General features: G+C 71.4%; 2 protein-coding genes. Both read left to right on the forward strand.

The window, feature by feature from the left end:
• The first annotated feature begins 311 nt into the window (after positions 1-311).
• Positions 312-7,571, forward strand: a complete 7,260-nt coding sequence (locus ACZYRS_RS19570) for an amino acid adenylation domain-containing protein (protein WP_463420577.1) — start codon at positions 312-314, stop codon at positions 7,569-7,571.
• On the forward strand, positions 7,568-12,658 hold the full coding sequence (locus ACZYRS_RS19575) for an amino acid adenylation domain-containing protein (protein ID WP_463420578.1): 5,091 nt from the start codon (positions 7,568-7,570) through the stop codon (positions 12,656-12,658). Before ACZYRS_RS19570 ends, ACZYRS_RS19575 begins: the two co-directional genes overlap by 4 nt.

Below are 12,658 nucleotides of genomic sequence, written 5' to 3' on the forward strand. Positions count from 1 at the left end.
ATGCCTCCAACAGCCCCCTGCACGGGGCGGCCGGGCCGTTATTGAAACGGGATTCCACCGTCCGATCCGTAAATTCGGCAGTCAACCGAACGGCAAATTATTCAAAATCATGAATTGGGTACCCCAAACACCATAAATAGGGTAGTTGAATCCAGAAATAAGTATATCTCGATGTAACAGACCCCTGAAACACCCACACGGACAGTTCACCAAGCTCCTAGGATCGCCACAAGCCGATCCCGACTTGAATTCCGATTGTTAGGTCAATCTTAATTCAGGAATTATCCATTGCAATTCAGCTTGGTAATTAAATGGAAACTCAGACTGTTCCGCTGGCGCAAACGCCCGCCGCTTCCGGGCCTTCGCTCAACGACCTGTTCGTGGCGCAGCCCTCGCTGGAAGCGGGCGGCGGGCGGTTCACGGCCACCCTGGCGCTCGACGCGGACCTCGCGCAGCGCTCGCTGGCCGCCCTGGGTACCACCGGCCATCTGCCGGACACGCTGTTCGCCGGCGCCTGGCAGTTGCTGCAGGTGCGCTGGCTGGGCCAGCCGCTGCCGTCGGCCACGGCGAGTGCATGGCTGGCGCAGATCGACCGCGACCGCCGCACGACCGCCGAGCCTTCCGACGCTCCGCTGCGCCTTCGGTTCGATGCCCCCTCTGGCCACCCGGCCTGCCTGCACCTGGAAATCGCCCCGGGCCTGATGGACGCGCCAACGGCCGACCGCCTGCTCGCCGCCATCGCCGACACCGCCGCCGACCTGCTGGCGCGCCCCGATGCGCCGCTCGGCGACATCCGCACCCTGCCCGCCGCCGATCGCCACGACCAACTGGCCGCCTGGAACACGGCGCCCTCCACGCTCGACCGCGCGCTCACCGTGCCGGCCGTCTTCAGCCGTCAGGCGGCCGTCGCGCCCGATGCAGTGGCGATCGTGGAAGGCGACGCGGCGATGCGCTACGGCGAGCTCGACGAGCGCAGCGACCGCCTCGCGCAGCGCCTGCAGCGCCTGGGCGTGCAGGCCGGCGACAACGTCGGGCTGATGCTGGAGCGCTCGATGGCCGCCATCGTCGCGATGCTCGGGATCCTCAAGGCGGGCGCCGCCTACGTGCCGGTGCCGTCGGACTTTCCGGCCGAGCGCGTGGCGAACATGCTCACGCAGGCAGGCGCCACGCACGTGCTGACGAGCGACGCGCTCGGCCATCTCGTGCCGGCCGGCCGCACCGCCGTGCTGCTCGATGCGCCTGAAGACGACTCGCATCGCACTCTTCAGAACACGCCGCGCATCGATGGCGAATCGGTGGCGTACCTCATGTACACGTCGGGCTCGACGGGGATACCCAAGGGTACGGCGATCAGCCACCGCGCGATCTTGCGGCTGGTGGTCGGCGTGGACTACGTCCAGCTCGCGCCCGGCCGCGCGGTGCTGCATGCGGCGCCGCTCGCCTTCGACGCCTCGACGCTGGAGATCTGGGGGCCGCTGCTGAACGGCGGCCGCTGCGTGGTGCACGACGAACGGGTACCCACCGGCGCCGGCCTCGCGCGCACCATCGCCCGGCACGACGTGCACACCGCCTGGCTCACGGCGGCGCTCTTCAACGCGGTGATCGACGGCGATCCGCAACACCTCGCGGGCCTTTCGCACCTGTTCACGGGCGGCGAGGCGCTGTCGGTGGCGCATGTGCGCCGCGCGCTCGATGCGCTCCCGGGCCTTGCGCTGAGCAACGGCTACGGCCCGACCGAGTGCACGACCTTCGCGGCCACGCACCGCATCGAGCGCGCGAGCCTCGCGCCCGGCCTGCGCTCGGTGCCGCTCGGCCGGCCGATCAAGGACACGGTGCTGCGCGTGCTCAGCCCGTCGCTCGCGCTGCTGCCCAGCGGCCTCGTGGGCGAGCTGTGCATCGGCGGACATGGCCTCGCGCACGGGTACCTCGGGCAGCCCGAGCTCACCGCCGCGCGCTTCGTGCCCGATCCGTTCGGCGGCCCCGACGACCGGCTCTACCGCACCGGCGACCTCGCGCGCTGGCTGCCCGACGGCACCGTCGAATTCATCGGCCGCATCGATGGCCAGGTGAAGATCCACGGGCACCGCATCGAGACCGGCGAGGTCGAGGCGGCGATCCTCGCGCACCCGGCGATCCAGTCGTGCGCGGTGGTGGCGCGGCCAGCCGGTGATGGCGCCTTGCGCCTCATCGCCTACCTCGTCGCGCGCTCGCAGCCGCTGCCCTGGGACGTGCTGCGCGCGCACCTCGCGGCCCGCCTGCCCGCGGCGATGCTGCCCTCGGCGCCGGTGTGGCTCGCGCAGTTGCCCGTCACGCCCAACGGCAAGCTCGACCGCAAGGCGCTGCCCGAGCCCGCGGGCGAGCGGCCCGAACTCGCGCAGCCTTATGAAGAGCCGCGCGATGCGCTCGAGCAGCAGGTGTGCGACGCCTTCGCGCGCGCCCTCTGCATCGCCAAGGCCGGGCGCAACGACAACTTCTTCGACCTGGGCGGCAACTCGCTGCTGGTGCTGCAGGTGCTGGCCGACCTGCAGCGCGATGACGCGCCGACGCTGTCGACCAACCTCTTCTTCCGCCAGCCGACGCCGGCCGCCATCGCGGCGCAATTGCAGCCGGCCGAAGCGATCGCGCAGCCCGTGCTCACCACCGCCCGCGGCACCCCTGCACACCGCGCACCGGCCGCCGCCCCCGAAGCCATCGCCCTCATCGCCACCGCCGGCCGCTTCCCCGGCGCGGGCGACGTCGAGCAGTTCTGGGACAACCTGGTCGCCGGCCGCGACACCGTGAGCTTCTTCGACGACGCCACGCTCGATGCTGGCGTGAGCCAGGCCCTGCGCAACGACCCGGCCTACGTGCGGGCGCGGGGCGTGATCGAAGGCATCGAGAACTTCGACGCCGCCTTCTTCGGCATCGGCCCGAAGGAAGCCACGCTCATGGACCCGCAGCACCGCGTGTTCCTGGAGATCTGCTGGGAGTGCCTGGAGCGCGCGGGCTACGTGCCCGACGAAGCACCGGGCCCCGTGGGCGTGTACGCGGGCACGTACAACGCGACCTACTTCCAGCGCCACGTCGCCTCGCGGCCCGATCTGGTGGAAGCCGTCGGCGAATTCCAGGTGATGCTGGCCAACGAAAAGGACTACATCACCACCCGCGTGGCCAACCGCCTGAACCTGCGCGGGCCGGCCGTGAGCGTGAACACCGCCTGCTCGACCTCGCTGGTGGCGGTGTCGCAGGCCTTTCACGCGCTGCGCACGGGCCAGTGCTACATGGCGCTGGCGGGCGGCGCCTCGGTCACCTGCCCGCCCCGAAGCGGCTACCTCTACAACGAGGGCTCGATGCTCTCGCCCGACGGCCACACGCGCAGCTTCGATGCCGAGGCCAAAGGCACCGTCTTCAGCGACGGCGCGGCCGTGGTGCTGCTCAAGCGCCTGTCGGATGCCCAGGCCGACGGCGACACCATCTACGCCGTGCTGCGCAGCGCGTGCGTCAACAACGACGGCGGCGCCAAGGCCAGCTTCACCGCGCCCAGCGTGGACGGCCAGGCCGCGGTGATCCGCGCCGCGCTGGCCGCGGCCGACGTGGACGCGCAGAGCATCGGCTACGTCGAGGCGCACGGCACCGCCACGCCGATGGGCGACCCGATCGAGGTCGAGGCGCTGGCCGTCGCCTACGCCGAGCACACCGATGCGCGCGGCTACTGCACGCTCGGCTCGCTCAAGAGCAACGTGGGCCACATGGTCACGGCCGCGGGCGCCGCGGGGCTCATCAAGGCGGCGCTGTCGCTGCACCACGAACAGATTCCGCCCACCGCGCACTTCACCGCGCCGAACCCGTCGATCGATTTCGCGCGCACGCCGTTCTTCGTGACGAACCAGCTGCAGCCCTGGCCGCGCGCCGACCTGCCGCGCCGCGCGGGGGTGAGCTCGTTCGGCGTCGGCGGCACGAATGCGCACGTCGTGCTCGAAGAAGCGCCGGCGCGCGCCGTTGCAGCACCGGTCACGGCCGGCATCCACGTGCTGCCGCTGTCGGCCCGCTCGGAGGCCGCGCTCGCGGTGGCCACGCAGCAACTCGCGGCGCACCTGGAAGCGCACCCCAGCCTCGCGCTGGCCGATGCCGCCTTCACGCTCAGCGTCGGCCGCAAGGCCCACGCCTTCCGCCGCGCCGTGGTGGCCGCCGACGCGACAGAAGCCATCGCTGCACTGCGAATGGACGACGCCCCCTGGCGCACCAGCGGCAGCATCGCCGCGCGCGCCCCGCAGCCGGTGCTGATGTTCCCGGGCCAGGGCGCGCAGTACGCCGGCATGGGCCGCGCGCTGCATGCGAGCGACGCGGTGTTCGCCGCCGCGTTCGACGATTGCCTGCGCGCGCTCGAAGGCACCACCGATTTCGACCTGCGCGAGCGCATGTTCAGCGACGACCCGGCCGCGCTCGCGCCCACCGCCGTCACACAGCCCGCGCTCTTCACGCTCGAATACGCGCTCGCGCGGCGGCTGCTGTCGCTGGGCCTGCGGCCGCATGCGCTCATCGGCCACAGCGTCGGCGAATTCGTCGCGGCGGTGATCGCCGGCGTGATGCGGCTCGAAGACGCGGCCCGGCTCGTCGCGCGGCGAGGCGCGTTGATGCAAGCGATGCCTGCCGGAACGATGCTGTCGGTGCGCCTCGGTGCGGACGATCTGGCCGCGCGGCTCGCGTCTTCTCCCTCCGTCTCGCTCGCCGCGGAGAACGGACCGACCGCCTGCGTGGCTGCCGGCCCCACCGAGGCCGTCGCCGAACTGCAAGCCGCACTCGAAGCCGAAGGCATCGCCTGCCGCGCGCTGCAGACTTCGCATGCCTTCCACTCTTCGATGATGGACGGCGCGGTCGCGCCCTTCGAGGCGCTCGTCGCCGAGTTCGCGCTGCACGCACCGGCGATCCCGATCTTCTCGACGCTCACCGGCCGGCTGCTCGAAGACGCGGAGGCCACGAGCCCCGCGTACTGGGCAAAGCACCTGCGCGGCACGGTCCGTTTTTCGTCGGCGCTGCAAAGCGCGGCCGCCGCGGCGGCGAACCCGGTCTTCGTGGAAGCCGGCCCGCGCAACACGCTCGCCACGCTGGTGCGCCAGCACGGTGCGAAGACGCTGGCCCTCACGTCGAAGGCGGGCGTCACTGCCGTCTCGCTGCTGCACGGCGAGCCGGCCGACGAGGCCCGCACGCTGCGCCTGGCCGCTGCGCGCCTGTGGACCTGCGGCGCCGACGTCGAGCTCGCCCGCCTGGCCGCACGGGCCGGCGCACGGCGCGTGTGCCTGCCCACCTATCCGTTCGAGCGCAAGCGCCTCTGGGTCGACATCGCGCCCATCGCTTCCACCGCTTTCACCGCGCCCGTTGCATCGGCCACGCCGATGCCCGCCGCCCTTCTTCCCGCCCTTTCCGTCCCAACCGTTTCATTGGAGCCGACCGTGACCGCTGCAGTGCCTTCCACCTCATCGACCCCTGCGCCTTCATCCGCCTCGTCCGCGGTGGGCACGCGATTGCGAACGCTCTTCGAGGACATCTCGGGCATCGACATGGCCGAGGCCGAAGGCCACGCCGCGTTCGCCGAGCTCGGGCTCGATTCGCTCACGCTGACCCAGGCGGCCACGCAGATCAAGAAGACCTTCAAGGTCAACCTGAGCTTTCGCCAGCTGATGGAGAACTACCGCAGCCTCGATGCGCTCACGGCGTTCCTGCAGCAGAGCCTGCCGCCCGAGGTCGCGCCGGCGCCGCAGCCCGCGGCCACGGTTGTGGCCGTGCAGGAAACGGTGCAGCAGCCGATGGTGCAGGTGATGCAGGCGGCCAGCCAGTTGCCCCAATTGCCGGCCGGTGCCGTCAACCAGCTGATTGCGCAGCAAATGGAATTGATGCGCCAGCAGCTGGCCCTGCTGTCGGGCTCGACCGCCGCCGTGGCGATGGCCGTGCCGGCGACGGTCTCGATGCCCGCCGTCGTGGTGCAACCGGCGCAGCCAGCGCAGGCCCAGGACGCCTCGCCCGACGCCCCCCGCGAACCCGTGCGCTACGACGTTGCCAAGGCCTTCGGCGCCATCGCCCGCATCCACACCAAGGCCACCGCCGAACCCAGCGCGCGGCAGAAGGCGCGGCTGGCCGCGTTCGTGCGCCGCTACGTGGCGCGCACGCAGAACAGCAAGCGCTTCACCGAAGACAACCGCGCCCACATGGCCGACCCGCGCGTGGTCAACGGCTTCCGCCCGATCACCAAAGAGATCACCTACCAGATCGTGATCGAGCGCTCCAAGGGTTCGAAGATGTGGGACATCGACGGCAACGAATACGTCGATGCGCTCAACGGCTTCGGCTTGAACCTCTTCGGCTGGCAGCCCGACTTCGTGCAGGAGGCGGTGAGAAAGCAGCTCGATGCCGGCTACGAAATCGGCCCGCAGCATCCGCTCGCGGCCGACGTGACGCGCCTGCTGTGCGAGCTCACGGGCTGCGAGCGCGCGGGCCTGTGCAACACCGGCTCCGAGGCCGTGATGGCGGCGCTGCGCATCGCGCGCACCGTCACAGGCCGCAGCACGGTGGCTGTCTTCACCGGCTCCTACCACGGCACCTTCGACGAAGTGCTGGTGCGCGCCGGCAAGGGCGGCAAGGGCCTGTCGGCGGCACCCGGCGTCATGAGCGGCATGTTCGGCGACGTGCGCGTGCTGGACTACGGCACGCCCGAGGCGCTGGCCTTCATCCGCGAAAACGCGGACGACCTGGCCGCCGTGCTGGTCGAGCCGGTGCAGAGCCGCCGGCCCGACTTTCAGCCGCGCGAATTCCTGCACGCGGTGCGCGACATCACCACGCAAAGCGGCACCTGCCTCATCTTCGACGAGGTCATCACGGGCTTTCGCACGGGGTTGGGCGGCGCGCAGGAACTCTTCGGCGTGCGCGCCGACCTGGCCACCTACGGCAAGGTGATCGGCGGCGGTTTCCCGGTCGGCGTGATCGCGGGCAAGCGCCCGTTCATGGACGCGCTGGACGGCGGTGCGTGGCAGTACGGCGACGATTCGATTCCCGGCGTGGGCGTGACCTACTTCGCCGGCACCTTCGTGCGGCACCCGCTCGCGCTGGCCGCGTGCAAGGCCTCGCTCGAACACCTGAAGGCCGCGGGCCCTGCGCTGCAGGCCGCGCTCGGCGCGAGCACCACCGCGATGGCCGAGGAGCTCACCGGCTGGTGCGCCGAGGTGGGCGCGCCGATCGCCATTCGCCACTTCGCCTCGCTCTGGCGCGTGAACTGGCTCGAAGACCATCCGCTGCAGGACCTGCTCTTCGCGATGATGCGCAGCCGCGGCGTGCACATCCTGGACAACTTCCCGTGCTTCCTCACGACGGCGCACAGCCAGGAAGACATCGCGACGATCCAGCGCGCGTTCAAGGAATCGGTGGCCGAGATGCAGGAGTCGGGGTTCCTGCCGCGCCGCACGCCGGCGGTGCCGGCCTTCGACATGCGAAAGCCCGCCGAGGAAGGCTCGGTGCTCGGCCGCGACGTCGACGGCCAGCCGTTCTGGTATGTGCCGGGCAGCGCGGATGCGATCCAGATCTCGAACGGGCGGGCCGCATGAACGCCGTTCTTCGCCCCACCCCGGCCGCAATGGGCTCGGCCGCCAACTCTGGCGCTCTTGTCGGCGCATTCGTCGAATGCGTCATTCCCACCACCGAATCTCAGCGCGAGGTCTGGCTCGGCGCCATGCTCAGCCCGGAAGCATCGCTGGCCTACAACGAATCGGTGCTGCTGCGCCTGCGCGGCCCGCTGGACCGCCAGGCCATGGCGCGCGCCGTGGCGCAGCTGGTGGCGCGGCACCAGTCGCTGCGCGCCACCATCTCGCCCGACGGCACCTGCATGCTGGTCGGCCAGGCCGAGCCCGATCCGCTGGTGCAGCAGGACCTGGAGCCGCTCGATGCCGAGGCGCGTGCGCTGGCGCTGGCCGACGCACATGACGCGGCGGTGGGCACGCCGTTCTCGCTGGAACACGGGCCGCTCTTTCGCGCGGTGCTCTATCGCCTGGGCGAAGGGGAGCATGAGCTCCTCATGTCGGCGCACCACGTGGTGTGCGACGGCTGGTCGTGGGCGGTGGTCACCGAGCAGCTGGGCCATCTCTATGCCGAACAGACCGGCGAGGGCCTGCCGCTGAAGGCGGCGCCCACCTTCGACGCCTTCGCCACCGAGGAAGCCGCCGAGGCCGCGCACCCCGACATGCAAGGCCACATCGACTACTGGCTGGAACGCTTCTCGGGCGGCACGCTGCCGGTGCTCGACCTGCCGCCGGACCACCCGCGCCCCGCCGTGCGCACCTTCGCCTCGCGGCGCACCGAGCGGCTGCTCGACCGGCGCCTGGTGACCACGCTGCGCGGCATGAGCGCCCGCACCGGCGCGAGCCTTTTCGCGGGGCTGCTCGCGGGCTTCGTCGCCACGCTGCACCGCCTCACCGGGCAGGACGACATCGTGGTCGGCATCCCGGCCTCGGGGCAACTGGCGCGCGACATGCCCGGCCTCGTGGGCCACTGCGTGAACCTGCTGCCGCTGCGCATCGCGGCGCACGCCACGCTGCGCTTCGATGCGCTCATGGGCGAATGCAGCACCACCGTGCTGGATGCGTTCGACCACCAGTCGCTCACCTACGGCGCGCTGCTGGGCAAGCTCGCACTGCAGCGCGATGCGAGCCGCCTGCCGCTGGTGAGCGTGATGTTCAACGTCGACCCCGACGTGGCCGGCAGCGCGCAGACCTTCTCGGGCCTGCACGTGGAGCAGGACACCGTGGCGCGCCGCTGCGAGAACTTCGAGCTCTTCCTCAACCTGCGTCCGCTCGAGGGCGGGCTGCAGATCGAGGCCCAGTACAACACCGACCTCTACGACGAGGAAAGCGTGCAGCGCTGGCTCGACATGTTCGAGTGCGTGCTGCGCTCGGCCGCGCGCAGCCCGGCCGATGCGATCGGCCGGCTGGAGGTGCTCTCGCCCGAGGCGGCGAACGCGCTCGCCGCGCTGCAGCCGCCGCCCACGCCGCTGGAAGGCCTGCCGCTCGCGCACGCCGGCTTCATGGCACGCGCGCTGCTGCAGCCCACGCGCCCCGCGGTGCGCGACGGCGCACGCACCTGCAGCTACGCCGAGCTCGATGCGCGCTCCAACCGCCTGGCCCATGCGCTGCGCGCACGCGGCATCGGCAGCGGCGAAACCGTGGGCCTGTGCCTGGAGCGGGGCCTGGACATGGTCGTGGCGCTGCTCGCCGTGCTCAAGTCCGGCGCGGCCTACGTGCCGCTGGACCCGGCCTTTCCGCAGGCGCGGCTGGACCACTACGCGGTGGACGCGAGCCTCACCCTCCTGGTCACCACCTCGGACATCGCCGCCGCGCCGCGCCGCTGGAATGCCGACGCGGCCGCGCGCATCTTCGAGATCGACCGCGACACCGCCTGGCTGCAGGAGCCGGCCGAGGCCCTCGCGCCGGGCAGCGGCGACGCCGGCCCCGACGACGCCGCCTACGTGATCTACACCTCCGGCTCCACGGGCCTGCCCAAGGGCGTGCGCGTGCCGCACGGCGCGGTGGCCAACCTGCTCGCCTCGATGCAGAAGGCGCCGGGCATCGGCGCGAACGACCGGATCGCCGCGGTGACCACGCTGTCGTTCGACATCCACGTGGCCGAGATCCTGCTGCCGCTGGCGGCCGGCGCCGAAGTGGTGATGGTCCAGCGCGAGACGGCGATCGACGGCAACCGCCTGCGGGCGCTGCTGGAGTCCGAGGACATCACCGTGCTGCAGGCCACGCCCGGCATGTGGCAGTTGCTGCTGGACGCCCAATGGGCCGGCACCAAGGCCTTCCGCGGCTGGATCGGTGGCGAAGCCGTGCGCGCCCGGCTCGCGTTCGACCTGCTGGACCGCGCCGCCGAAATCTGGAACGTCTACGGCCCCACCGAGACCACCGTCTGGTCCACCGCATGGAACATGCAGCGCGAGACGATCGCCGCGCGCGGCATGTCCGTCGGCACGCCCATCGACAACACCGAGGTGTGGATCCTGGACGCCGAGATGCAGCCCTGCCCCATCGGCGTGCCCGGCGAGATCTGCATCGGCGGCGAAGGCCTCACGCTGGGCTACCACGAGCGGGCCGAGCTCACGGCCGAGCGCTTCGTCACGGCGCGCGTGCTGGGCCACAACCGCGCGGTGTACCGCACCGGCGACCGCGGCCGCTGGCGCAACGACGGCCTCATCGAACACCTGGGGCGGCTGGACTTCCAGGTGAAGGTGCGCGGCTACCGTATCGAGCCCGGCGAGATCGAGGCGCGCTGCAACGAAGTGGCCGGCGTCTCGCGCAGCGTGGTGATGGCGCGCGAAGACCACCCGGGCGACGTGCGGCTGGTGGCCTACCTGGCGCTGGTGCCGGGCGCTGAGTTCGAGCTCGATGCGCTGATGCAGCACCTGCGCGAGCGCCTGCCGGCCTTCATGCTGCCGCAGCACGTGGTCACGCTCAAGAGCCTGCCCACGCTGCCCAACGGCAAGCTCGATCGCGTGTCGCTGCCCGCGCCGCAGGCCATGCCGCGCGGCGAGGTGCGACGCGGCGCGGCCCCGCGCAACGACGCCGAGCGCACCGTGCTCGCGGCCATGGAACAGGTGCTGAGCCTGCCCGGCCTGGACATGCACGACGACTTCTTCACGATGGGCGGCCATTCGCTGCTCGCCGCGCGGCTGGCCACGCTCCTGAGCCGCGAATTCCAGGTCACGCTGCCGCTGCGCACGCTGTTCGAGGCGCCCACGGCCGAGCGGCTGGCTGCGGCCATCGCGGTGCTGCAGGGCGCCGGCGGCGGCATGCAGAAGGCGCTCCCGTTCCGGCCCGATCGCGTGGCCGCGCCCATGACGCCTTCGCAGGAGCGCATCCGCTTCATGGAAGAGCTGCATCCGGGCCGCTCGGTCTACAACGTGCCCTCGGCGCAGCGGCTCGTGGGGCCGCTCGACGTGGCGCGCTTCGAGGCGGCGCTGGCCGAAATCATCCGCCGCCAGCCCGCGCTGCGCACCTCGGTGGGCACCGAGCCGACCTCGGGACAGCCCGTGCAATCGATATCGCGGCATGTGGAATTTTCATTGCCGCTCGTCGACCTGCGCGGCCTGCCCGCGGACCAGCGCGAGGCCGAGCTGGCCGAGCGCATGCAGGAGCTGGCCGACCAGCCGATCGACCTGCACCGCGCGCCGATGGCCCATGCGGCGCTGTTCCAGGTGGACGACGACGACCACGCCTTCGTGTTCGTGCCGCACCACCTCGTCTGGGACGGCTGGTGCTTCGACCTCTTCCAGCGCGAGCTCACCGCGATCTACGACGCCGCCGAGCGCGGCCGCCCGCACGCGCTCGCGCCGCTGGCCACCACGCACGGCGACTACGCCGAGTGGCTCACGCAATGGATGCGCGAGCCCGAGTTCCGCCAGCAGCTGGACTTCTGGCGCCGCCGCTTCGAGAGCGCGCCCGTGCCGCGCGCCCCCCGCACCGACATGCCGCGGCGCGCGGGCAAGAGCGGCCAGGGCGGCACGCAGTGGATCCACATCGACCTCGCGACCACCGCGCGGCTGCGCGAGGTCGCGCGCAGCATGGAAGTGACGCTCAGCATGCTGACCTTCGGCCTCTACGCGCTCACCATGAGCCAGGTCATCGGCAGCGAATCGATCGTCATCGCCAACCCGGTGCGCGGCCGCCAACAGCCCGAGACCGAGGACGTGATGGGCGTCTTCAACAACGTGCTGCCGGTGTCGCTGCAGATCGACACGGCGCAATCGCTGCCGGACTTCATGCGCTACGTGAAGCAGGAGCTGCTCACGCTCATGAACTACCAGCAGGTGCCGTTCGAGCGCATGGTGGCCGATGGCGGCCTGGGCGGCCAGAACCGGGGCGCCGGCCCCTACCAGTCGATGTTCTCGTTCCAGGATGCGCGCGAACGCGCACGCACCCTGGGGAGCCTGCAGACCCGCCAGATGCACCTGATGCAGCGCGGCGCGACCGACGACATCGGCGTGTGGCTGATGGACAAGCCGCACGGCCTGGAAGGCGCGCTGATCTACAACGCCGACATCTACCTGCGCGAGACCGGCGCGCAGCTGCGCGACCGCTACCTGGAGTTGCTGCACCGCGCGGCCGACCGCCCCGCGGCCACGCTCGCCTACCTGGCCACCGACGAAGGTTCGGCGAGCGCGGCGTACCTGCGCAAGCTCGCGGCGGCCGAGCCCGAGAAGCCCAAGGAGGCGCTGGCCACCGCCGCGCCCGGGGCACCCGCGGCACCCGGAGCGCCCGGTGCAGCCGATGCAGCCGCCCCGCGCATCCCCGTGCAAAGCCTGCTCACGCCCGAGCAGGCCCCGCTCGCGCAGATCTGGGCCGGCGTGCTGGGCATCGACGTCAACGAGATCCGCGCGAGCGACAACTTCTTCGACCTCGGCGGCGATTCGCTGATGGTGCTGCGCGCGGTGGAGCAGACCGCGCGGACGCTGGGCGTGCGCGTGGCCTCGCGGCGCTACCTGTTCGAGAACCTGGGCCAGATCGCCGCCTCCCCCTCGCCGCGCGCCGGCATGGCCGACACCGAGCCGGGCGAGCTGGCGCAGGTGCCGCTCGGCCAGGTCAAGAGCGCATCGCACGAGGGCCTGCTGGGCCGCGCGTTCGGCGGCTGGCTGCGCAAGGGCTGA

This window comes from Variovorax sp. AC194 (genome assembly GCF_979257995.1).

Bases quoted from the DNA above. Each gene is read 5' to 3' on its own strand.
- ACZYRS_RS19570 (WP_463420577.1), top strand. From the start codon at position 312: ATGGAAACTCAGACTGTTCCGCTGGCGCAAACGCCCGCCGCTTCCGGG.
- ACZYRS_RS19575 (WP_463420578.1), top strand. From the start codon at position 7,568: ATGAACGCCGTTCTTCGCCCCACCCCGGCCGCAATGGGCTCGGCCGCC.